Origin of the sequence: Nonlabens sp. SY33080 (assembly GCF_011784885.1) — a bacterium.
Classification (GTDB): Bacteria; Bacteroidota; Bacteroidia; order Flavobacteriales; family Flavobacteriaceae; genus Nonlabens; species Nonlabens tegetincola.
Window position 1 is genome coordinate 2,596,779 of the sequence record NZ_CP050461.1, and the last position, 24,003, is coordinate 2,620,781.

The window sequence follows — 24,003 nt, forward strand, 5'->3', positions numbered from 1 at the left end:
TAGATTATATTTGTACAAATTCTACTAACTATATGAAGGAATTGCTTAAACGCTACGAGGAAGCGCAGCCAGAAATAGTTTTTCACTGGAACGACCCAGAAACCGAGGCTGAAGGTTGGACAGTGATTAATAGTCTAAGAGGAGGCGCAGCTGGTGGTGGTACTCGTATGAGACAAGGTCTTGACAAGAATGAGGTGCTTTCCCTAGCAAAAACGATGGAAATCAAATTTACTGTTTCTGGACCAGCGATTGGTGGTGCAAAATCTGGGATCAACTTTGATCCACAAGATCCACGTAAAAAAGGGGTTTTGGAACGTTGGTACAAAGCAGTTTCCCCACTTCTTAAAAGCTATTATGGAACTGGTGGTGACTTAAATGTTGATGAAATACATGAAGTAATTCCTATTACTGAAGACAGCGGTGTATGGCATCCACAAGAAGGTGTTTTTAATGGACATTTTTCTCCATCAGAAGCTGATAAAATCAATAGAATTGGACAATTACGACATGGTGTAATCAAAGTAATTGAAAATCCAGAGTTTTCACCTGATGTTTCTCGTAAGTATACTGTTGCCGATATGATAACGGGTTACGGAGTAGCAGAGGCTGTTAAGCATTACTACAATATTTTTGGTGGTGATGTTAAAGGTAAGCGTGCTGTTGTACAAGGCTTTGGTAACGTAGGTAGCGCTGCGGCTTATTATTTGGCTCAAATGGGTGCCAAAGTCGTAGGGATTATAGATAGAGTAGGTGGTTTAATTAATGAAGATGGCTTTAGTTTTGAAGAGATAAGAGAATTATTCTTAAATAAAGACGGGAATACCTTAAGAGCATCTTCACTTATACCGTTTGAAGAGGTCAATGAAAAAATTTGGGAACTTAATACACAAATTTTTGCACCATGTGCAGCCTCTAGATTAATAAGTCAAAATCAAATTGATCAAATGATAGATAGTGGTCTTGAAGTGATTTCTTGTGGAGCAAATGTACCATTTGCTGATAAAGAAATTTTCTTTGGTCCTATCATGGAGCATACAGATGAGAAAGTGAGTCTTATTCCAGATTTTATTTCCAACTGTGGTATGGCAAGAGTGTTTGCCTATTTTATGGAGCGTCGTGTGCAAATGACTGACGATGCAATTTTTAACGATACTAGTATGACAATACGTAATGCAATTCAAAACATTTACGATCATAATAGTTCAAAACAACAAATCAGCTCAACCGCATTTGAGCTAGCTTTAAAACAATTAGTATAATTATGTTTAAAAACTTTTTAGGAAACAGTCCACATTGGTTTAAGTGGACTATGATAGCTTTTTTAGTTTTCAATACCATTGGTTACTTTATTTTACCTGGAACTGTAATGGGTTGGGTGTTTATTGCAGAGTTTATTTTCTGTCTGGCAATGGCCTTAAAATGTTATCCACTACAATCTGGCGGACTACTGGCTATTCAAGTACTGGCATTAGGACTTACCAGTCCTGGTCATCCAGGATCTGATCACGGTGTGTATGCAGAAGTTTCTCAAAACTTAGAAGTAATCCTGCTATTGGTCTTTATGGTAGCTGGTATTTACTTTATGAAACCGCTGCTTATGTACATTTTCGTTAAGGTTTTTACTAAAATTAAGTCTAAGCTTTTATTATCCCTATTCTTTGTGTTTTTGAGTGCAGTACTTAGTGCATTTCTTGATGCATTGACCGTGACGGCTGTTCTTATTAGTGTAGGGTTAGGGTTTTATAATGTTTACCACAAGATTCATTCTAGCGACCTAGATCTTGATGCTGATGATACTTTGGATAGGAAACAATTAAGTGGTGAAACTCTTGAGAAGTTTAGGTCCTTTTTACGTAGTCTTGTAATGCATGGTGTGGTAGGTACCGCTCTTGGTGGTGTGTGTACCATAGTTGGAGAACCTCAAAACCTACTTATAGGTGCCAAGATGGATTGGAACTTTATTGAATTCTTCCTAAAAATGTCACCGATTACTATTCCAGTATTTATCGCTGGTATATTAACAACCGTATTATTAGAAACTACCAAAACATTTGGATTTGGTGAAAAAATGCCACCAGTGGTAAGACAAATTATTGAAGGCTGGATGGAAAAACGTGATTCTGAACGTACCGAAAAAGAAAAGTACGCTTTGATCGTTCAAGCAGTGTCTGCGGTACTATTGATAACAGGGCTAGCTTTGCATATTGCGCCAGTAGGATTTATAGGTTTAGGTTTAATCGTAATTCAAACTGCATTTATGGGAATTACAGATGAGCACAGCCTAGGAAAAGCTTTTGAAGAGGCGTTACCTTTTACAGGTTTATTAGTTGTGTTTTTTGTGATTGTAGCAATGATACACGATCAACATTTGTTTGCTCCAATAATTGATTGGGCCTTACACCAAGATCCTAGCAGTCAACCTGCGATCTTCTATCTAGCTAATGGATTCTTAAGTATGATATCAGATAACGTATTTGTGGCCACTGTTTACATTAATGAAGTGGCAGCTGCTCATCAAAACGGTGTTATTGATAGAGAAACATATGAACATCTTGCCATTGCAATTAATACAGGAACTAATTTACCAAGTGTGGCTACACCTAATGGTCAGGCAGCGTTTTTATTTTTATTGACATCGGCATTAGCTCCAGTAATTAACTTATCATATGGTAAAATGGTAAAAATGGCACTACCTTACACTATAGTTTTAACGATAGTAGGTTTAACCTGTGTTATTCTTACTCTTTAAAACCTTGTAAATAACTAATTTTAGACTTTGTTTTAAGTAGGTGTATAATGTTTATGTTTATCCTACGTTATCAATCAAACAATATTTTAATGAGTATGATACAAGAATCAGCAGGAATTACTGACGCTGTAGAACCAGTAATAGAAGAGAAAACCCTATCTCTTTATGACCTTATTGTAAGCGGTGGAGTGGCAGGAACTATCGTAATTGCTATATTGATAGTGTTACTTTTTGTAGCACTTTATATATACTTTGAGCGTTTATTTAAGATCAAGGCTTCTAGTAAGATTGATAAAAACTTTATGCTTCAAATTAAAGATCAAGTTACTAATGGAAACTTAGATGCTGCAAAAATGCTATGTGCCAAAGAAGATTCTCCTGTAGCGAGGTTGACGGAGAAAGGTATAAGCCGCATAGGGTCACCGCTCGAGGATATCAATAGCGCCATAGAAAATGCTGGTAAATTAGAAGTTTACAAATTAGAAAAGAATGTAAGTATTTTGGCTACTATTGCAGGAGCTGCTCCAATGATTGGATTTTTGGGAACTGTAATAGGTATGGTACTTGCTTTTCATACTCTTGCAAATAGTGGTGGACAAGCTGAAATGGGAACCCTAGCAGAAGGTATTTATACTGCAATGACCACAACTGTAGCTGGTTTAATTGTTGGTATCATCGCTTACATAGGGTATAATCATTTAGTTGTTAAAACGGATAAAGTAGTTCATCAAATGGAAGCAAACGCAGTTGATTTCCTTGATTTACTAAATGAACCAGCTTAATTATGAATTTAAGAGGAAGAAATAAAGTAAGTCCTGAATTCTCGATGTCATCGATGACTGATATCGTATTTCTATTGCTAGTATTTTTTCTACTTACTTCGCCATCCATCACACCAGAAGCTCTGGATTTAATTTTACCAAAGGCAAAAGGTAAATCCTCCAATGTTCAAAACGCCTCGGTGAGTATTTCAAAAGATGGTCTGTTTTTTGTAAACAGTAAACAAGTAGAGGAAAATGCGATCGAGCAAGAGCTACTTTCTGTAATGGAAAATCAAGAAGATCCTACCATTATATTAAGAGCAGATAATGAAGTAGCTTTACAAAAAGCTGTCACGGTTATGGATATCGCAAATCGTAATAAGTACAAAATAATTTTAGCCGTAAAACCTTAAAAGATGGGATTTTTAGACACCAAAGAAAAACGTAAGTCTTTCATCATTACAAGTATTTTGATGAGTGTGCTGTTATTGGTGTTTACTTTTGTGACGGTTTTAAAAGAACTTGATCCACCTCCAGAAAGTGGAATCGCTGTAAACTTTGGAAACACAGCAGTAGGATCTGGACCAGTAGAACCTGCAAAATCTACTAAGGTTACCCCAGTTACTCAAACCTCACAACCGCAACCTGCGCAGTCTAGTGAGGAAAATATCGCTACTCAAGAAATTGAAGATGCGCCTGTTATTAATAGCAGTCCTGATGTAGAAACATCAACCAAACCTGTGAAAACAGATCCTAAACCACAAACTGAACCAGTAAAGGAAGACCCTAAACCTAGTTCTGATGTTCTTAATGCTATAGGTTCTGTAACTGGAGCCGATGAAATTGATGGTGAAAATAATAATGGCGAAGGACCAGGTGATGGTCCTGGGAACAAAGGTCAGTTGAATGGAGATCCATACGCAAATACCTATTATGGAGATCCTGGATTAGGTCAAGGTGGTAAGGGGTACGGTCTTAAAGGAAGAGGTAAAATACGTGGTCAAGGAGTACCGCCAGATTGTAATGAGAGCGGAAAGGTAATTGTCGAAATTGAAGTAAATAGATCTGGCGAAGTTGTAAAGGCAACAGCAGGAAAAAAAGGAACTTCAAACAGAGCACAGTGTTTGTTAGACGCTGCAACTAAAACAGCTAAAACCTGGAAGTTTACTGCCGCTCCAGACGCTACTAAAGAAATTCAAATAGGTTTCATAGAAGTCATCTTTAAATTAGGTGAGTAGTAAATATCAAAAGACGTTAAATTGGTTGTTCAACCAATTACCGATGTATCAAAAGGTAGGTAAGGTCGCTTACAAGGCCGACTTATCTAATATCCAGAAACTAGATACACATTTAAAACATCCTCATCACTCATTTCCTAGTATTCACGTAGCAGGAACTAATGGTAAAGGAAGTACCTGCCACATTCTAGCTAGTGTGTTGCAAGAAGCTGGTTACAAAGTTGGTCTCTATACCTCACCTCATTTACGCGATTTTAGAGAACGTATTAAAATCAATGGTAAACCTTGTGATAAGCAATTTGTTGTTGACTTTATTTCATTAAATAAAGATTTTTTTGAGTCCAATCAGTTGTCTTTTTTTGAGATGACAGTAGGTATGGCCTTTCAATATTTTAAGGAGAGACAAGTTGATATTGCGATAATTGAAGTTGGATTGGGTGGTAGATTAGATTCAACTAACATCATTACTCCATTGATTTCTGTCATTACTAGTATAGACAAGGACCACACCGCAATATTGGGTAATACTTTGCCTAAAATTGCTATGGAAAAAGCAGGGATTATCAAGCCTATTGTTCCTGTTGTTGTAGGTGAACGTAGAAGTCTTTTAAGATCTCGCTTTCGCGAAAGCGCACAAAACATAAACGCTCCTTATCATCAAGTAAACCATAAATTAAAAGCCCCTGTAAGTGATCTTTCTGCCTGGTATCAAAAGGATAATTTGCGTACAGCTTTAACTACGCTTAAATTACTAGATACTCTTTACGCATTTAACATTGATGAGAATCATATAAAGAAGGGTTGTAATAAGGTCTCTATAAACACTAGTTTTTATGGTAGATACACTAAATTAAGCTCACATCCTTTAGTAATTGCCGATACTGCCCATAATGTAGCAGGAGTTAAGGCGTTGATGAAACAAATCAACAAAGAGCAATTCGATAAGCTATATATCGTAATAGGTATGGTAAGCGATAAAGATGCTTTAAAGGTTATAAAGTTATTACCACCTACTGCCTATTATATTCTTACACAAGCAACAGTAAGTAGAGCAATGCCGGTTGAGGTTCTTTCTAAATACTTTGAGGAACTTAATAGAAGTTTTGAAGTAATAAATGATGTGAAAACAGCAAAAAAAGTAGCTATTGAAAAAGCGCAGGAGAGTGATGCTGTGATAGTTACAGGAAGCACTTTTGTGGTGGCAGAAATTTTTTAATTTTTTTCATTAAAAAATAGTTGGAGAAACAAAAAAGGGTTGTATATTTGCAACCGCTTTAGGGCGCGTAGCTCAGTTGGTTCAGAGCACTTGGTTTACACCCAAGGGGTCAGGGGTTCGAATCCCTTCGCGCCCACAGAGAAAAAAGGTCTTCAGAAATGAAGACCTTTTTTATTTATTTAAGTTTTATTTTTTAGTGAATAGTTATCTGCTTGCTTTGATTCATTAGGAAATAAAACGAATCGTCAATGGATATCTATATAATTCACCATTGCTGGCTTTTATTGCTCCTATAATAGTAAAAATAAAACTGCATATCATTACCAAGAAGATGGTAATAAATCCTATGATAAAGAACATAAGGAATATACTTATGATGCTATACAGAAAATAAGATATCATAAAATTAAGTATTTCTTTACCGTGTAAGTCCACCTTTTGACTGTAATCCTTATTTGTGGACCACATAATTATTGGAAAAATAATCCCACCAAAAGGAACAAGCCATCCTGCAAATTGAGACAAGTGCATTAGTAAGCAAAATTGATTTTGTTCCATTCCCCACGGCTTATAGGAATGAGAGTGATATTCTGATGTAGTTTGATAAGGTTGATTCATGATTCTTTTTTTATTTATATGTAGTAAAAAAATGATTTTGTTACAGTCTAATAGACTCGTACCTTATTCGACTATACCTAGAGCGTTATATAAACTTACTGTGGCGTTGTAGGATTTGATCAAAAGTTCATTGGCTTTTAAGGTTGCTTCAATTAGCTTTTGTTCTCTTGTATTGATTAGGAACACGCTACTTTCTCCTATTTGAAACATACGTAGCTCACCATTGAGCATTACTTGGTAATTGGATACAATCTCGTTGATAAGCCTATTCTGTTCGTCCAGAGAAGTGATTTCTACGCTTACAGCTTCTATTTTATTTCTAAGTTCTAACTGGGTAGCAGCTCTTTCTAATTCAGTATCTTGGATTTTGATAGAAGCCAATCTAAGGTCTCCACGTTCTTTTCTTAAAAAAAGAGGGAAGCTAGCGTTAAGACCGAACTTGTAATTACTGGTATTAAAACTGTTTAATTCGCCTCCGTCAGGTGTGAGAAAATTATACTCAAGATTTATCTTGGGTAATAGTTTGTTTTGTTTAAGCCTGCGATCAACTTGTAAACCATTTAATTTAGCATCAATACTGCGTATTTTAGGATGTTGGTCTAAACTATCGGTCGATACAGTAATACCTTCTAATTGTAAACTTGCAGCTATCATTTCTCGTTGCGGTACAACAGGTCTTAAATCTTCTCTAAGTTCTACTGGTACATTATCAATCCATAGAAAGTTACTTGCTTCTAGTCTCGCTTTTTGCTGTTTTAATTTTGCGGCCTCTAGTAAAAGAACGCGATTTTGAAAGGCTATTTTAGCCTCAACACTATCGATAGCGGCTTTGTCACCTACCTCAACTTGTCTTTTAATTCCTTGGAATCGAATTTCGGCATTTTCCAGAAAGTTCTCATAAATTAAACGTTCATTACTTGCTTGTAACCACCTGAAATAAGCTTTACTAGCTTCAAATATGAGATCGTTTAAAATTAGATCTCTTTCTGCTTTGGTTTGATTAATAAAGAATTTTGCTCTTCTTAAATCGGCCATGCGCTCATTGATTAAAAGACCTTGCGCTAGTGAAAAAGAAACGCCTGCTCCATAGAGTCCATCATCTGGAACGGTAAGACTAGGGTCTAAAAATGTACCTGTATTTTGTTCAAAAGTTCCTTTTAATTCAATTCCATACCAGGTTGGTATTTTAAATGCTGCATAGAACTCGTCGTAGTATTCCGTGTTCTTAAACTTCTTGCGGTCCTTTATCGCTTCAATTTTGGGATCAAATGCTCCTCGTGCTTTCAATAAGTTAGCTTCACCCATATTTAGCTGCAAGTTTGCTTGCTTCATAACTGGATGATGTTGTTTTACAAAAGCTAGGTACTCTTGAAAACTCATTAAATCAAGTGAATCGGCTGGTTGTACTTGCCATACAGGAGTATAATTACCGGCTTGATCTAGAAAGTTTTGAGAGTACGCTTTCGCGAAAGCGAGAATAACAAAAAACAATAGTGTTATATGACGTTTCATAAATTATTTCTTGTCTTTGGAGTCTGATTTATCGTCGGGCTGGTAGTAATTAGGAGGAAAGCCGTTGAGCTGCCTCCAGATTTCATACCAAATAGGTACATCTTCTAACAATGCGATAGTATAAGCACCAGAACCAACTCTTAGATTTTCTGGCCACTCGTGATCTTGAGGATCTGGAGCAATTAGAACTCTAAATTTCCCATTTTCTGGAGTGATAAAAGTTTCTACAGCCACTACTTTACCACCATACGTTCCAAAAGAAGCATTGGGCCAACCGCTAAAAAATATTGCTGGCCATCCATCGAATTGTACACGAACCTCTTCACCTAGATGAATAAGAGGCAAGTCCAAGGGCTCTACAAAGGTTTCTACAGCTAGATCATAATCTGCAGGCATAATCCCTACAAGTTTTTCACCTTCTTTAAAAGTTTCTCCTATACCACCTTTTATCGCTTTATTGATATAACCATTTTGTGGCGCTAGTACGTAGTACAAACTATTTCTAATACGATAACTACTGGTTTGATTTTCAAGTTTTGCCACATCGGCCTGTGCTTGAAATAAGGAACCTTCAGCTGTTGCCCGATCACTTTGTGCTTTAGCTATTTTGTCTGCATAGCTTGCTCGCAGTCTATTAAGTTCAACTTGTGCGTTAATCAGGTCGTTTCTACTCGCAAGTAGTTTATTCTCTTGAGCGATGACTTTAGCCTGCATTTCTTGTTGTTTGGTTCTTTTATCTTCCACGTCTACACGTGATTTAAGACCATCCTGTATAAGTTCTACTACACGATCATATTGACGTTGTGCAATTTCAAAATTGTTGCGTATGGCAATAAGATCAGTGCTATCTGCTCTTACTTTGTACTTGCTTTGTTCAACCTTGTTGCGTCCTTGCTCTAGTTTGAGTTGAAGTTCTTGTTGTAGGGCGCTTATTTGATTAGTTAGTGCCTGAATTTTAGTTCTATAACTACCTGCGCTACCTTGTTTGGCATCTGCTTGTTGCTGCGTACGTTCTACTAATAACGGATCTTGGTATTCAGTTTTTATCTCAGATATACGCAAGATCGTATCGCCAGCGTTAACAAAATCACCTTCTCTTACGTACCATTTTTCAATTCGACCTGGGATTTGAGATTGTACGGTTTGTGGTCGTTGATCTGGGGTAAGTGTGGTAACAAAACCATTACCGGTTACATTTTGCGTCCAAGGCAGAAAAAGTATAATAACGGCTAGGATAGCAAATCCATATAGGAATTTATTAAAAGCTCTAAAATGTCTTTTATGAAAAGCGATGTCGTGTGACTTATACTGTTCAAGACTCACTTTATCTGATAGGCTGTCTTTAGAAATATTAAGCATCGCGTTTGTTGTTTTTAATGGTTCCATTTTCAATATGTACAGTATGACTACACACTGTGTTCCATAAAGGATTTTTTGAACTTACTACTAGCGCCCATGGACGATCTGGTGATGACAAGTAGGTTATAATTTCTTTTGCTTCAACAGGATCAAATTGATCTAGTGGATCTTTGAGTAATAGTAGTTTGGGCTCGTGTACAATGGCACGCGCAATTACAATCTTGCGAGCAATGGTATGTGGTATTTGTTTACCTTGTGAATAAATCAAAGTATTTAAACTTGCTGAGTTTTTCTTGACAAACGGCAACAAGCCTAATTGTTCAATAACTTCATTAACCTTATCAATACTTATTGAGGAATCATTTAGAGTAATATTCTCTAATATGGTGCCTTCAAAGGTTTGGTTTTCTGGTAATACTTGGCCTACTCGCTTGCGGTATTTATTTAAAAATATTCCGTTTGTGCAATTACCATTTACATATATGCTTCCTTCAGTTGGACTTTCAATGGTAGAGATTAACTTAAGCAATGTTGTCTTACCCGATCCTGATGGTCCATCAATGATCATGCGCTCTTTTTCATTAATAATTAAATTAATGTCTTTAAGAATTACTTGACCTTCAGGAGTTGTTATACCTAATTTTTCTAATTCTATATGAAGTGGTTTTTCCTTTTCAAAAGGATCTACACCTTCTTGATTTTCAATTTCTTTATCTACAACTTGTCCTATCTTTTCTAGTGAGGTAAGTACATCATAAAAGGTTTCTAATCCTAGGATCAACTTCTCCACTGAACTTATTACCAGTAATATGATAATTTCTGCTGCTACGAATTGACCTATATTCATTTGTTGATTAAGAACTAGTAAACCACCAATAACCAGTAGACCAGCCGTCACAAGTACTTTGAAACCGATCATTTGTAAAAATTGGATTATTAGAACTCTAAAGTGACCTTCACGCGCTTTTAAGTACAAGGCTGTTAAATCATCATTGCGATTCATTGCAAGTGTAGTGTTGCCAGAAATTTTGAAACTAACAATAGAACGAGCAATTTCTTGAATCCAGTGAGCTACCTTATACTTAAGTTTGCTTTCTTTTAAACTAGTCTCTAGACCTTTACGAGCAGTAAATCTGAAAACGATTAATACTAAAATTAATAGCAATAAACCGTAGATTATAAAAAACGGATGGTAAAAAGATAAGAGAATGATACCAAAAACAATTTGCAGGATGGCTGCAGGGAAATCCAGTAATATTTTACTTAATCCCTTTTGTACGGTCAATACGTCAAAAAATCTGTTTGCCAATTCTGGCGGATAATAATTGCGTAATTCTTTCATCTTTATCTTAGGAAAGCGATATGCAAATTCAAAGGATGCACGGGCAAAGATTTTTTGCTGCACATTTTCAAGAATTCTTATTTGCATGAGTTGTAACGCTCCTTGAAAAGCAACACCTAGAGTCACCAGAACAACTAGGACTATCCACGAGGTAGAAATTTGCGCTCCTTGTATCAAATTTATAATTGCTTGAATTCCTAGCGGTAAACTCAAAGAAACGAGTCCAGCAAAAATCGCATAAAACAAAATTTGTTTTATATCTCTACGATCCAACTGCAACATGCTTATAAATCGTTTCCAAGGAGTTTTTAAATCAGTGTTTTTTGCCATGATTCTTTAATTCTTTTTTGAAATTAAGTTGAACACCATATCTAGATAAAAATTTAAAATGGAATCTTCACCATCAATTGAATCTGTGACCGATGGTAAATGTTCTGCAAAATAGCGTTGGTTGTGAGCACCTTCAATAACCGATGAGACTAGCATATTAGGGTACTTATATTCTGGATTAACTTCTGTAACCATTTCACTCACGCGTTTTACAACTCTTTTATAGGTTTTATAAAAGCCTTTCTCGTTTTCCTCATCAATATCTTTATGCAAATAAGCCTTTGATGATTCAGCAATAATGATTCGATGCAGTAATACTTCATTAACAAATGAAAAGGCAGAATCCTCTTCAATTACCTGCGTGAGCATTTCAATAGCACGTCTTAATTTTTCCTCGGGATTTAAATTTAGTGTAGCAATGTACATGCGGTATTCAATCCACGACCAGTACCAGTTAAACAGGTATACAAGTAGTGCATGTTTACTGTCAAAATATCTATAAATACTACTTTCATTAGATCCTATTTCTTTTCCTAACTTTCTAAAAGTAAAACTTTCAAAACCTAGGTTTTCAATCATTTCAATGCTTTTTGAAACAATGCGTCTACCTAGATCGGTACCTTCGGGATTTTTCAAATACAAATTTGGATGTATTTGAATATTGATAGATAAATTTTTCATACTCCTCGCAAATCTAATAGCAAGACTATTAAATTATGATAGTTTAACTTTTAATTATATGTTAAGTTATGATTTGTTGATGATTACGCTTTCGCGAAAGCGTATAACCTAAACACATTTCTTAATGAGATTTTTATCCGACCTATACTTGTATGTAACATCCTATTCCATTTTACATCTATTAAATCCATGAATAGGTGGTTATCATTAGTAATTCTACACTATTTTTAGGCACCAATAAAAAATTAAAATGAAAAATATTCTTTTACCTCTTGTGGTTTTAGTTTCACTTTTAACTCAAGCCCAAGAAAACGCAAGTTGGATGCGTCACAGTAAAATATCTCCAGATGGTTCACAAATAGTTTTTACTTACAAAGGTGATCTTTATAAAGTATCTAGTGATGGAGGAACAGCCCAGCAATTGACCTTTCATAAAGCACATGATTATCAGGCTATATGGAGCAAGGATGGTAGCAAAATAGCATTTTCATCAAATCGTTATGGCAATTTTGATGTATTTGTTATGAACGCGACAGGTGGAACAGCCACTAGATTGACCTATCATTCAAGTAGCGAGACACCCTATAGTTTTAGTCATGACGACCAACAAATAATTTTTGGTGGACTTAGACAGGACACTGCAGAACACAGACAATTCCCAACTGGCTCTCAACATGAGGTTTATACCGTTCCAGTAAAAGGTGGCCGTATTGATCAATTATTTACCATTCCTGCCGAACTTGTTGAAACAAATAAGGATGGAAGTAAATTGTATTACCAGGATAAAAAAGGTGGAGAAAATTACTGGCGTAAACATCATACATCGAGTATTACTCGTGACATATGGGTATATGATGTAGCAAGTAATCAACACAAGCAATTGACTACACATAATGCAGAGGACCGCATGCCAGTGCTTTCTAGCGACGGTAAAAGCATGTATTACCTAAGTGAAAAGAGTGGCAGTTTTAATGTGCATAAATGGAATCTTGAAACTGGTGAATCTGTACAGATTACGGATTTTAAATTGCATCCAGTACGCTTTTTAAGTATAGGTAATGGTGTAATAAGCTTTGGTTACGATGGAATGCTCTACACCATGAGAGAAGGTCAACAGCCTAAAATGCTAACTGTGCAGGTAGTGACACAAGATATTGAGAATACAGATAAATTCGTAAGTGTAAACGGTGGAGTAGAAGAGATAGCAGTATCACCTAGTGGTAAGGAAATAGCATTTATTTCTAAAGGTGAAGTATTCGTAACATCTGTAGAAGATAGTTTTACAAAGCGTATAACTAATACAGCACAAACAGAAAGTTTTGTGAGTTGGTCGCATGACGGAAAAGCTGTTATATATAGTAGTGAAAGAAATGGGAAGTGGAGCGTTTATAAAACCGAAAAGGTACGTGATGAAGAGCCCTTCTTTTTTGCCTCAACCTTGTTAAAAGAATCAGCTATTCTTGAAAATGAAAATGATAATTATCTAGCAGAATATTCTCCAGATGGCACAAAGCTAGCCTATGTGGAAAACCGCAGGAATATAGTGGTGAAGGACGTTAAATCAGGAAAGAAAACAACGTTGTTAAGTGAAGAAGAACTATTTCATATGCGTGACGGTGATAAGTATTACACATGGAGTCCTGATAGTAAGTGGTTATTGGTAGATTGGTCTCTAAGTCTTAACAACAGCGATATACTTTTAATGGCCGCCGACGGTTCAAAGCGAATCAACCTTAATGAAAGCGGTTACTATGACTCTTCTCCTAAATGGACTAATGATGGTAAACAAATGTTGTGGTTTTCAAATAGAGATGGGTTAAAATCATATGCTACTAGTGGTCGATCTCAAAGTGATGTTTACAGCATGTTCTTTACACAAGAAGCTTGGGATGAATTTAATTTGAGTAAAGAAGATTACGCTTTACTTAAAGAATTAAAGAAAACAAAGAAGAAAGACGGTGACGAGGATAAATCAGACAAGAAAAAGAAAGGTAAGGACAAGGATAAGGAAAAGGATGAAGATAAAGAGGTTAAGCCGCTTACTTTTGACTGGGATGATATGAAGGAAAGAACAAAACGTCTGACTATACATTCTTCTAATCTTTCTGACGCTGTTTTATCCAAGGATGGCGATAAATTGTATTATCTAGCTAGGTTTGAAGATAAACTTAATCTTTGGTCAACAGACTTACGAACCAAAGAAACCAAAATGGCTATCAACTTAGGTGCTCGCAGTGGTAGTCTAGAATGGGATCCTAAAAGAGAAAATTTATACCTACTAAGTGGTGGTAGAATATCTAAACTTGATGTAAGTAAAAAGAAAAAAACAGCAGTTAAGATTACTGCAGAAATGCAGTATGATGAGGTAGCTGCTAGACAAGCAATGTTTGACCACGTATGGTTAAGAACAAATGCTGTTTTTTATCACAGTAATTTTCACGGTGTTGACTGGCCGCTTATGAGAAAAGAGTATGAAAAACATTTGCCTTATGTTTCAAATACCAATGAGCTGGCAGAGCTGCTTTCAGAAATGATAGGTGAATTGAATGTATCCCACGCTGGTGCAAGAGCTGCAGGATATGACATGAGTAATCCAGATGCAACAGCATCATTAGGTGCATTTATCGATTACTCTTACCAAGGCGATGGTCTAAAAATTACCGAGGTTATAAAAGGTGGACCACTGGATAAGGCTCAATTTGATATAAAGCCAGGAATGATTATTGAAAAAATAGATGGTCAAACAATTTCAAGTGATAGAGATTATGCTTATTACCTGAACAGGAAAGCCAATAAATTTACATTGCTAGAGCTGTCAAGTCCTGATAAAAAGGAGAACATAGTTATTACAATTAAACCTATTTCTACAGGAGCAGAACGAGGCTTACTTTATAAAAGATGGGTGAAACAAAATGAGAAAGAAGTAGATCAAAAGAGTAACGGACAATTAGGATATGTTCATATTCCTGGAATGAGTGATGGGCCATATAGAAACATTTTTGAAAAAATGATGGGTAAATACCACAGTCGTAAAGGTGTGATTGTAGACACTAGATTTAATGGCGGTGGTGATCTAGTAGCCGATCTAGCTATGTTCTTTACTGGTACACCATTTATTACTTATGAGACAGAAGCCAAAGTTGTAGGTGGAGAACCTACTTCTAGATGGACTAAACCTACACTTGCTATGATTAATGAGGCGCAGTATAGTGACGGACACTGTTTTGCTTGTGGCTATACCGATCTTAAAATTGGTAAAACAGTAGGAATGCCAGTTCCTGGGACATGTAGTTTTGCAGGATGGGAACGACTTCCTGATGGAACAGTTTGGGGTGTAGTTCCTATTAGTGCCAAAGATATTAATGGCAATTGGATGGAAAACAATCAAACCGAGCCGTCCATAATGGTAAAAAATATGCCAGGAGTAATCGATAATGGTCGTGATCAACAACTAGAGCGCGCTATCGAAGAGTTGCTTAAAGACGTTGAATAGATGGATAGTCTAACGCAGATCGTACTAGGTGCTGCTGTAGGAGAAACTGTTCTAGGCAACAAGGTCGGGAATAAGGCATTGTTATATGGTGCAATCGCTGGTACCATTCCCGATCTTGATGTACTAGCAAGGTCATTTACCGATACGATAACAGCTACCGAGATCCATCGAGGATTCAGTCATAGTATCCTGTTTTGTGTGCTCTTTGCGCCTGTTTTCGGTTTTGTAGTAGATAGGATAGAATCCAGCAGACGGATAGGATGGAAATCATGGTCTTGGCTGTTTTTTTGGGGATTGATAACTCATCCCATATTGGACATGTTCACGACATGGGGCACGCAGTTTTTTTGGCCGTTTGATAAGGCTATCGCATGGAATACAATTTTTGTAATAGATCCGCTTTATACACTTCCTTTTTTAATGTGCACACTTGTGGTTTTATTTTTAAAAAAGGGTTCGCTTTCGCGAAAGCGAACAAACCTCACCGGAATCTTCATTTCTACAAGTTATCTATTAATGACAGTATTGTTTAAGTGGAATGCAACCCAAGAATTTAAAAAGGCCCTAGATGTAAATAAGTTTAATTACTCACAAATTTCAACACGTCCTGCGCCATTGACAACATTGCTATGGAACTGCAACGTAGATGCAGGCGATGCGTATTTATTGGCTGATTACTCATTCTTTGATTCTAAACCAATTTCATTCAAATCTTATCCCAAAAACCGAAACCTAGAGCCTACTTGGAAACACGAACAATCTGAGGAGAATTTGAGGCGACTTATAGATATTTCTAAAGGTTGGTATTTGATGGAGAAAAAGAACGGAAGTTGGTATTTTAATGACTTAAGATTTGGTACCATGCCCATTAATAAAGACGAAGAACAATTTGTTTTTAGTTATAAACTTAAAGAAGAAAATAAAACCCTAATAGCAAAAGAGAATCCTAAGGAACCCATGGATGTTACCATTGTCATGGACAAGTTATGGAATCGAATATGGGGTAATTAAAAACTATTACTATGAAAAATTTAATTGTAATTTTTATAACTATCCTGATCATAAGTTGCAACAAACCAGAGTCCAAGGTGGAATATAACTCAGAACAAGCAATTGAAGCAGTTGAAGCGGTAGTTCAACAAGTTTTTGACAGTGTGTGGTCTGATAAGAAAGTAGATGCTATAAAAAAATATCAGACAAACGATTTTATTTTATTGGAGCATGGTGAATTATGGACTAATGATACCATTGCAAATTGGTGTAAAAGAGCAAGCAAAAGAGATCAAGGAATTACTAGGACAAATAAATTTGATAGAATAAAGGCGCATCAAGAAGGGAATCGAGTTTATCTAGCTTATTGGAATCACGGGACATTTGTTAAGGATACATTAGAATTTAAAAGAACTTGGTTAGAAAGTGTTGTGGCAGTTAAAAGCGACAGTGTTTGGAAATTAGAACTCATGCATTCTACTAGATTACCTAGAGAGTAATATTTTAAGTTTTACAGTATCTGTAAGGGATTGTCGGGTAAATGTCGGGTATTTTACCGAGCTTAATTTTGGTGGAGAATAGGTGTGTTTGGTAATCTTGTAATCGAATACAAAAATCAGTAATAATGAAACAACCGGAATTAGGAATTTACATTGCACAATTAAGAAAGGAAAAAGGTCTTACCCAAGAGGAATTGGTAGAACGATGTAATATTAATGTGCGCACCATTCAACGCATAGAGGCAGGCGAAGTTTCTCCACGTAGTTATACTATTAAGAATATTCTGGAAGTATTAGGAAAATCTTTTGATGAAGTTTACTCCGGCACTAAAGAAAGTCAAACCTCCAAAGAGGTTGAATCTTCTGCTATGAAATATTCATTTAATAATTCTCTTTTGTTGTTTTCAGGTATTGGTGGTGTTATTCTTTTTATCTGTTATTATTTGATGACGATTAATGATGTTTTTCATTCGTTTACCCAAGATAGTATTTTACCTGAATCCTCATATACGGCTTTAGGTGTGGTAAGCATAATAACAGTAGTACTTTTCTATACAGGAATATATCATATAGCTCAAATTAAAAATAACTCCTTATTGAAGTTTTCTTCAATTCTTGCTATGATAATTAATGTTATAAGTAGTATACTACTCATTACAGTTATTGATTATGATAGTAAACTCATAAGTCCTAGAGATATTATGTTTGGCATCTTTGTTATTGTTGCTAGCGGTATAACATATTTGATGTTGGGATCTGGCTACCTTTCTCAACGTAAAAATGAAAAAGGATTAGCAAAATATCTAGGGTTTGTAGGTTTAATAGCTGGTGGTTTTATGATTACAGTTCTGCTTGCTCCTATAGCTATTGTATTAATGTTAATATTTGATTTGGGTCAAATTATCCTTGTGCTTAGGAATTTGTCTCAAAGTAAAAAAAGCATCAACTCCTAGAGTTAATGCTTTTTTTACTTTTAATAGAATTACCGATTAGGCTTCTTTGTTTGAAGATTGCTGTAAATTCAATTGGTTATTGAATTCTAGCGTTCTAATAGGGAATGGTATATTGATATCATTATCATCAAATGCTTTTTTAATCACCATAATCGCCTTACTGGTAACTTCCAGTTTTTTCTTTCCGTTTGTGATGTCGTAGTAAAATCTAAGCATAAAGTTTATGCTACTGTCTGCAAATTCGCGATAGAAAAACTCCACTTCGTCAATCGAATTTACCTGATCAAAGTTGTCCAAGATAGCTTGTTTTGCAATCTTTTCTACTGTTGGTAAATCACTTTCATATCCTACACCACAATGAATAATAACTCGCATAGTATCAGTTAATCCAAAATTTTTCAAAGGATTCTCCAGAATCATTTTGTTAGGTATGATTACGGTGTTGTTGTCGGCTTCTCTTAGTATAAATTTATTTAAATCAATAGCAACTATTTCTCCTTCATAACCGTTGGTCTGCACCCAATCTCCTATACGAACATTTTTTCTGAAACTCAAATGAATACCGCTCATCGTATTGGATAAAGTTCCTTGTAAAGCTAGTCCAATTACTAAACCCGAAACACCAGCACCAGCAATGATAGCTTGTACAGTTTCATTAAGATCAAGTACGTTTAATGCGATAAACATACCGCCTATAACAACTATTATAGCTGCAGTTCTACCTATTAATCTCAATACAGACTGTTGTTCAACTTTTGATTTGAGTAGGCGTTGTACACCACGATTTACAAATTTTGAAATGATGTAAGCTATAAGTAAGACAACAACTGCAACGGCAAGATTTGGTAAGTTGCGTAATATAGCTTCATACCAAGATGTTAATTGATCCCATATAAGCTCAGTTGAGTTTACATCTTCAATTTGTTTAGTTGTTTCTTGTACTTTTTGGGTTGTTTGTTCTTGAATCATGGTACGAAAATAGTGGGCTGTCAACGTGATCCTTTTGCATTTAACATTTCTTAATCATTTTAATGTTAAAAAGTCTAAATTTAGACTGTACAAAGTTTAATGTATTTTTAAATAATCAATTTAAAGCAGTTTGAATGTGCTAAGTATTGCTTTAATGAAAATCAAGATTCAATTTAATATGAAGTATTATTTGTATTCACTGATAGGTCTAATGATGATGACTTCTTGTAAAAAAGAAAAGCAAGAAGTATTAGATGTTTTTGACAACATTAATAAAGAGACTGAATTTGAAAACTCAAAATATGACCGAGATTTCTTAGTCATGTTTAAGGACAGCGCCATAGCTCATCCAGAAACATACGCAGTGGCCCAAATAAATGCAGAAGAGTTTCATTATAAAACTACCCAATTAGTAGAACAGTTAGAGCATGTTAAGAATGAAATTGATAATTTTATTGGAGAAGTAGATAATTACGAGATGATGGATAAATTGGTTAATCCCGTTTTCTTTTCAAACGACAGCCTGAACTCAACGGGTATTTATCTTAAACAAATTATTAGTGATTATTACACCAGTGTTGAAGATCAAGTTTATTTTTTTGCCGATATTGAAAAAAAGGTGCAGTCTTCCTTTAATCTTGAACCTGTTATTGACGTTGAAGGAGAAAAAAAGGAATGGGTAGATTATCATTTTAAAGACTTTCCATCAATTGTAGCAAAAGTAAAAATCTCACAACTTCAAGAAACAGCATTGCAAATTGAGCGAGAATATTATGAAGCGCTTATGAAAAAACCTAAGTTCTAGTCCTACCTTTGCATTATGACACATAAAGCAGGTTTTGTAAATATTGTAGGTAATCCTAATGTAGGAAAAAGTACCTTAATGAATGCTCTAGTAGGTGAGCGATTGTCCATTATTACTTCTAAAGCACAGACGACTCGTCACAGAATTTTAGGAATAGTAAACGGTGAGGATTTTCAAATGGTTCTTAGTGACACACCTGGTATCATTAAACCTGCTTACAAACTTCAAGAAAGCATGATGGAGTTTGTTAAAAATGCTTTTGAAGATGCCGATTGTATTCTTTACATGGTAGAGCTAGGCGAAAAAGAGTTAAAAAACGAAGCTTTTGAAAAAAGATTGACATTTGCAGAAGTTCCAGTATTTGTTCTTATCAATAAAATAGATAAAGGAACTCCTGAACAACTAGAAGAAGCTGTAGCGCATTGGAAAAATAGATTACCCAATGCTGAGGTATTTGCCATAAGTGCATTAGAAAATTTTGGTATTCCTCAATTAATGAATAGGGTAATAGAAACTTTACCAGAATCTCCAGCCTTTTATCCGAAAGATGCTTTAACTGATAAGCCAGAGCGCTTTTTTGTAAACGAAAGCATTAGAGAGAAAATCTTATTACATTACAAAAAAGAAATTCCTTATTCTGTAGAAATAGAAACAGAAGAGTTTCTTGAAGATGACGATATTATAAGAATTAGAGCTGTTATTATGGTGGAACGCGAGACTCAAAAGGGTATCATCATAGGTCATAAAGGTAGTGCCATAAAACGCGTGGGAATGGAAGCCAGAAAGGATCTTGAAAAGTTCTTTGGCAAGCAAGTTCACATTGAACTATTTGTAAAAGTCAATAAGAATTGGCGTAGCGATGACAGGCAACTGCGCAGATTTGGTTACCAGAACAAAAATTAAATCTAAATCGACAGACCTACTACCAGATTTTCTACAGTGGCGTGATCACTGCCACCGGCTTTTTCAATGGTGATATTAAGGCTAGAAGCCTCATCAATAATTTTAGTATCTACCTCTAGGAAATCCTGATTGAGTACTGCCAAGGAAATCATTTCACCATTTACATCGGCCCATAATTGATAGTCGTGTTCTTTATCCAATTTTGGTAAAGAAGTAACGTCAACAACACTACGTTTGTTATTATGATAGGTGATAACATTTAAATTACCTAGCGAGGTGTCCTTTTTAAGAATATACTTTTGAGTTTTTGGGCTACGTAAAAATTGAATCTCTTCATCAAAGATTAAATTATCTGACTCTAAATTTTTTATTCGATTTTCTAGAGAAGAAAATTCACCTTCTAGTTGCTCCAATCTTTGTGTTTTTTCATTTGCAATATTCATGTAATACAGCATACCCACAAATCCAACAGCAGCAATACATGCCACTGCTATTTGAAACCAAGATATAGAATCTTGTTTCTTTATTTCTTTATTGCTAGTGTGAATAGTTGAAAACAGTTCTTTTTTTAAGTCTTCGGGTGGATTCTCTTGCGTTTTAAAAGCTTGAGCCTGTAATTCAATTTGCATCATGTCATACGCAAATTTTATCTCATCAAAGGTTGCAATGTAGTGTTCAGCCTGTTGAATTTCAATTTCTGTGGCTTTACCCATAACATAGCGGTCCAGTACACCAGACTCTAAAAATTCTTGTATGTTTTTATTTTCGACCATTTATATATAAGACCACAATAATAAAGCAATTATACTATAAGTAGTTCGTAATTTTTTGAGAGCATTACGTATTCTAGTTTTAAATGTTCCCAATGGTATGTTCAAGTATTCACTAGCTTCCATATGAGTCATGCCTTTATAGAACACACAATTAATGACATCTTGATATTGAGATTCAAGAGAAGTCACTTTTAAATTTAATTGCTCTTTAAATTCTTTGTATAGTAAACTACTATCCTCTTCTATTGATACGCTTGAATAATCGTTTTGGATTTCCTTTTGCTGTTTTCTTTGAGATTTTCTTAAAAAATCAAGAGCTTGATTCCTAGTTATTTGATATAGCCAGGTGAAAAGTCTCGCTTTATCAGCATCATAGGAATCAATATTTTGCCATGCTTTAATTAGGCTAGCTTGTAAAACCTCTTTGGCGTCATCAGGATCTTTAGTGAATTTCAAACATAAGCCAAATAGAGCACCGTTGTAATGGTCGTATAATAACGACATACCACGATCATTTCTGTCGCGTATTAATTCTATTATTTGATTTTCTAGAAAAAGGTCGTTTTTCACTTTAACGTTTTTTTATCAATCCTGTGAAATCCAAAAGGAATTTACAAACGTAAAACCTAAAGATGCATCAAATTATACTTTTTAAACTTAAAAATCTAATAAAATGAAAAATTCAAGTATTTTACTTACTGCTGCAATGATGTTTACAGCAATATTTGCAACAGCTCAATGTAATAACCATCAAGCTTCAACCAGCAATAATGATCACGCTACGTCAAATGTAGTGTATGTTCAAAACTGGCACTATAATCAAACTCCAGATATCGTAGGTGTAGCCATGTCCGACAAAAATTTTGCTACACTAGTAGCTGCGGTAAAGGCAGCCGATTTGGTAAAAACCCTACAAGGTGATGGTCCTTTTACTGTTTTTGCACCTACAAATGCAGCATTTGATAAGTTGCCAGAAGGAACAGTAGCAAATTTGCTAAAACCTGAAAACAAGGCAAAACTACAAGCCGTGCTCACCTACCATGTACTTGCAGGAAAAGTAACTGCTAGCGACATAATTGAATCTATCAAGAGAAATGGTGGTGGATTCATGACTAAAACTGTGCAAGGAGATCCTATCTATGCAAGTATTGTAGATGGTAAGGTCGTTCTTGAAGATGCACAAGGTCGTACCTCAACCATTACAGCTACAGATATTGAAGCAAGCAATGGTGTTGTGCACGTAATAGATACTGTGGTTTTGCCAGAGTAATTTTTTTCAAGTTGGTTAATGACCTCTTTATCAGTTATTGCTGGTAAGGAGGTTTTTTTATTACGCTTTCGCGAAAGCGTACTTACGAGAAAATAATTTTTCAAAAAAAATGAGCATTCAGACAACCCTTTGAAAAAAGTCTCGTCTATGTTAATAGAAAGTCTGTAAATTGTGAAGGTGATTTCCTTATATACAAACGAGAAAAAGCTTATTCAAAAAGCTGCTAAAAACGACCGCAAGGCGCAAAAGCAGATTTTTGATAAACATGCGCCTAGAATGTTAAGTGTTTGTAGACAATATATTTCGCCAGTAGAAACAGCAGAAGAAATTATGTTAAATGGTTTTTTTAAAGCTTTTAAGAACATTAAAAAGTACAATCACAATGGGAGTTTTGAAGGATGGTTACGTCGCATTATGGTAAACTCTTGTCTGGATCACTTGCGCAAGAAGAATCCTTTCAAATTTGCTACACCGATTGATGAAGTAAAAGATGAAACAGATGATGATGGAATAGATGATTGTAATCTAGAAATGCATGTATTGCAATCGATCATCGATGCATTACCTATAGGTTATAAAAGCGTGTTCTTAATGCATGTAGTCGATGGGTACAAACATCATGAGATAGCAGAAATACTGGATATAAGTGTAAATACTAGTAAGACCCAATTACGCAAAGCCAAATTACAGCTTCAGCAAGAAATTAATAGTTTAAAAAGACAACAATATGAAGCTTGATTCATATAAAAATAAGTTTAACGATCGCGAGATCAATCCATCTACTCAAGCTTGGTCTAAGTTAGAGGAGCGATTGGATGCAAGTGACAAAAAGGCGATTCCGCTTTGGTACTGGATCGCAGGAGTTGCAGCAGCACTGTTACTCGCTGCAACCATTGTAAAGTTTTCACCTGTTCAAAGTAATCCAGTTGAAAATACAGAGTGGTCTGTAACAGAGGATCAGTCTAATGAGCAGCCATTGATAAATAAGGATCTCTTTATTGAAGAAGAGATTGAGAGTGAAAAGAGTTCATCTACTATGAATGAGGAATTGGTTAAAGCTAATCATAAAGATGAACCAGCTGGAATTAAGGCAACGGTATCAAAAGTTAAAATGCTTGATCCTAAATTTTCACAGCGAGATGAGGTTGTAGTAAGTGCTACCATTGATAACCAGCATAAGAAAGAGGTCGATGTGAATACTGTTTTGAAAGAACCAAAAATTAATGAAGAACAAGTGTTGATTGCACAAGTCGAAAATTCAAATATTAAAAAAGAGTTATCAATTAAAACGGCCGATCAAGAAGTAGATGAACTACTAAGTGAATTGCTTAATGAGTCTGATATAAATAAAGAAGAAGCTGTTTATACTGTTAATCCAGAAAGCTTACTGAGAGAAGCAGAATGGGACATTCAAATTGAACAGGAAAATAAAATTCAAAACTGGATTGATAAAGGTTTTAATCAAGTTAAGAAAGAGGCAGTTGCCTTAGTTTCAAAGAAATAATTTTCATCAACATATAATTAATTTAAAATTTTCATGC

General features: G+C 35.4%; 23 protein-coding genes and 1 tRNA gene. 16 read left to right on the forward strand and 8 right to left on the reverse strand.

Features of this window, described 5'->3' with window-relative positions:
* The first annotated feature begins 32 nt into the window (after nucleotides 1-32).
* From HCN53_RS11735 to HCN53_RS11765, 7 genes are all read left to right on the forward strand, one after another.
* Nucleotides 33-1,259 carry a Glu/Leu/Phe/Val dehydrogenase dimerization domain-containing protein gene (locus HCN53_RS11735; protein ID WP_167343063.1) on the forward strand — a complete coding sequence of 409 codons (1,227 nt, stop codon included), beginning with the start codon at nucleotides 33-35 and terminating at the stop codon, nucleotides 1,257-1,259.
* A gap of 2 nt (nucleotides 1,260-1,261) precedes the next feature.
* The gene (gene nhaB, locus HCN53_RS11740) at nucleotides 1,262-2,749 is read left to right on the forward strand and encodes a sodium/proton antiporter NhaB (protein WP_105018325.1); all 1,488 of its coding nucleotides are present in this window, start codon (nucleotides 1,262-1,264) and stop codon (nucleotides 2,747-2,749) included.
* A gap of 89 nt (nucleotides 2,750-2,838) precedes the next feature.
* Nucleotides 2,839-3,531 (forward strand): MotA/TolQ/ExbB proton channel family protein, encoded by a 693-nt coding sequence (locus HCN53_RS11745; protein ID WP_105018570.1) that lies wholly within the window; start codon nucleotides 2,839-2,841, stop codon nucleotides 3,529-3,531.
* A 2-nt stretch (nucleotides 3,532-3,533) separates the two neighbouring features.
* Nucleotides 3,534-3,923 (forward strand): ExbD/TolR family protein, encoded by a 390-nt coding sequence (locus tag HCN53_RS11750; protein ID WP_167343064.1) that lies wholly within the window; start codon nucleotides 3,534-3,536, stop codon nucleotides 3,921-3,923.
* A 3-nt stretch (nucleotides 3,924-3,926) separates the two neighbouring features.
* The gene (locus tag HCN53_RS11755; protein WP_167343065.1) at nucleotides 3,927-4,748 is read left to right on the forward strand and encodes a hypothetical protein; all 822 of its coding nucleotides are present in this window, start codon (nucleotides 3,927-3,929) and stop codon (nucleotides 4,746-4,748) included.
* Nucleotides 4,749-4,791: 43 nt separating this feature from the next.
* Nucleotides 4,792-5,964: a bifunctional folylpolyglutamate synthase/dihydrofolate synthase gene (locus tag HCN53_RS11760; protein ID WP_167343066.1), complete on the forward strand. Its 1,173-nt coding sequence runs from the start codon at nucleotides 4,792-4,794 to the stop codon at nucleotides 5,962-5,964.
* Nucleotides 5,965-6,025: 61 nt separating this feature from the next.
* Nucleotides 6,026-6,100: transfer RNA gene (locus HCN53_RS11765), tRNA-Val, on the forward strand.
* Nucleotides 6,101-6,189: 89 nt separating this feature from the next.
* Here HCN53_RS11765 and HCN53_RS11770 read toward each other — a convergent pair.
* From HCN53_RS11770 to HCN53_RS11790, 5 genes are all read right to left on the reverse strand, one after another.
* The gene (locus HCN53_RS11770) at nucleotides 6,190-6,582 is read right to left on the reverse strand and encodes a DUF4870 domain-containing protein (RefSeq protein ID WP_167343067.1); all 393 of its coding nucleotides are present in this window, start codon (nucleotides 6,580-6,582) and stop codon (nucleotides 6,190-6,192) included.
* A 63-nt stretch (nucleotides 6,583-6,645) separates the two neighbouring features.
* Nucleotides 6,646-8,094, reverse strand: coding sequence for a TolC family protein (locus HCN53_RS11775; protein WP_167343068.1), 1,449 nt, complete (start codon nucleotides 8,092-8,094; stop codon nucleotides 6,646-6,648).
* Between the two features lie 3 nt (nucleotides 8,095-8,097).
* Entirely contained in the window at nucleotides 8,098-9,453 is a 1,356-nt protein-coding gene (locus HCN53_RS11780) for an HlyD family secretion protein (RefSeq protein WP_042280063.1), read from the reverse strand.
* Nucleotides 9,446-11,125 (reverse strand): peptidase domain-containing ABC transporter, encoded by a 1,680-nt coding sequence (locus tag HCN53_RS11785; RefSeq protein WP_167343069.1) that lies wholly within the window; start codon nucleotides 11,123-11,125, stop codon nucleotides 9,446-9,448. Before HCN53_RS11785 ends, HCN53_RS11780 begins: the two co-directional genes overlap by 8 nt.
* Before the next feature lie 6 nt (nucleotides 11,126-11,131).
* Nucleotides 11,132-11,806, reverse strand: a complete 675-nt coding sequence (locus HCN53_RS11790; RefSeq protein WP_167343070.1) for a TetR/AcrR family transcriptional regulator — start codon at nucleotides 11,804-11,806, stop codon at nucleotides 11,132-11,134.
* A gap of 250 nt (nucleotides 11,807-12,056) precedes the next feature.
* Here HCN53_RS11790 and HCN53_RS11795 point away from each other — a divergent pair, with 250 nt between their 5' ends.
* From HCN53_RS11795 to HCN53_RS11810, 4 genes are all read left to right on the forward strand, one after another.
* The gene (locus HCN53_RS11795) at nucleotides 12,057-15,299 is read left to right on the forward strand and encodes a S41 family peptidase (protein ID WP_167343071.1); all 3,243 of its coding nucleotides are present in this window, start codon (nucleotides 12,057-12,059) and stop codon (nucleotides 15,297-15,299) included.
* Nucleotides 15,300-16,310, forward strand: a complete 1,011-nt coding sequence (locus HCN53_RS11800; RefSeq protein WP_167343072.1) for a metal-dependent hydrolase — start codon at nucleotides 15,300-15,302, stop codon at nucleotides 16,308-16,310.
* An 11-nt stretch (nucleotides 16,311-16,321) separates the two neighbouring features.
* The gene (locus HCN53_RS11805; protein WP_240919356.1) at nucleotides 16,322-16,789 is read left to right on the forward strand and encodes a nuclear transport factor 2 family protein; all 468 of its coding nucleotides are present in this window, start codon (nucleotides 16,322-16,324) and stop codon (nucleotides 16,787-16,789) included.
* A gap of 125 nt (nucleotides 16,790-16,914) precedes the next feature.
* Nucleotides 16,915-17,742 carry a helix-turn-helix domain-containing protein gene (locus HCN53_RS11810; protein ID WP_240919357.1) on the forward strand — a complete coding sequence of 276 codons (828 nt, stop codon included), beginning with the start codon at nucleotides 16,915-16,917 and terminating at the stop codon, nucleotides 17,740-17,742.
* A 36-nt stretch (nucleotides 17,743-17,778) separates the two neighbouring features.
* On the opposite strand, the gene HCN53_RS11815 is transcribed toward HCN53_RS11810, so the two are convergent.
* Nucleotides 17,779-18,711 (reverse strand): mechanosensitive ion channel family protein, encoded by a 933-nt coding sequence (locus HCN53_RS11815; RefSeq protein ID WP_167343073.1) that lies wholly within the window; start codon nucleotides 18,709-18,711, stop codon nucleotides 17,779-17,781.
* Between the two features lie 154 nt (nucleotides 18,712-18,865).
* On the opposite strand from HCN53_RS11815, the gene HCN53_RS11820 reads away from it, so the two are divergent.
* On the forward strand, nucleotides 18,866-19,516 hold the full coding sequence (locus HCN53_RS11820; protein WP_167343074.1) for a hypothetical protein: 651 nt from the start codon (nucleotides 18,866-18,868) through the stop codon (nucleotides 19,514-19,516).
* A gap of 15 nt (nucleotides 19,517-19,531) precedes the next feature.
* Entirely contained in the window at nucleotides 19,532-20,419 is an 888-nt protein-coding gene (gene era, locus HCN53_RS11825; RefSeq protein ID WP_167343075.1) for a GTPase Era, read from the forward strand.
* Between the two features lie 2 nt (nucleotides 20,420-20,421).
* Here the strand turns inward: era and HCN53_RS11830 are convergent, their stop codons facing one another.
* Together HCN53_RS11830 and HCN53_RS11835 are read right to left on the reverse strand one after the other, a co-directional pair.
* A complete protein-coding gene (locus tag HCN53_RS11830; RefSeq protein WP_167343076.1) occupies nucleotides 20,422-21,192 on the reverse strand; it encodes an anti-sigma factor in 771 nt (256 codons plus the stop codon).
* On the reverse strand, nucleotides 21,193-21,762 hold the full coding sequence (locus HCN53_RS11835) for an RNA polymerase sigma factor (protein WP_240919358.1): 570 nt from the start codon (nucleotides 21,760-21,762) through the stop codon (nucleotides 21,193-21,195).
* Nucleotides 21,763-21,865: 103 nt separating this feature from the next.
* Here HCN53_RS11835 and HCN53_RS11840 point away from each other — a divergent pair, with 103 nt between their 5' ends.
* From HCN53_RS11840 to HCN53_RS11850, 3 genes are all read left to right on the forward strand, one after another.
* A complete protein-coding gene (locus HCN53_RS11840) occupies nucleotides 21,866-22,462 on the forward strand; it encodes a fasciclin domain-containing protein (RefSeq protein WP_060523150.1) in 597 nt (198 codons plus the stop codon).
* 177 nt (nucleotides 22,463-22,639) lie between these two features.
* A complete protein-coding gene (locus tag HCN53_RS11845; RefSeq protein ID WP_317168771.1) occupies nucleotides 22,640-23,200 on the forward strand; it encodes an RNA polymerase sigma factor in 561 nt (186 codons plus the stop codon).
* On the forward strand, nucleotides 23,190-23,966 hold the full coding sequence (locus HCN53_RS11850; RefSeq protein WP_167343078.1) for a hypothetical protein: 777 nt from the start codon (nucleotides 23,190-23,192) through the stop codon (nucleotides 23,964-23,966). Before HCN53_RS11845 ends, HCN53_RS11850 begins: the two co-directional genes overlap by 11 nt.
* Nucleotides 23,967-24,003: the final 37 nt, after the last annotated feature.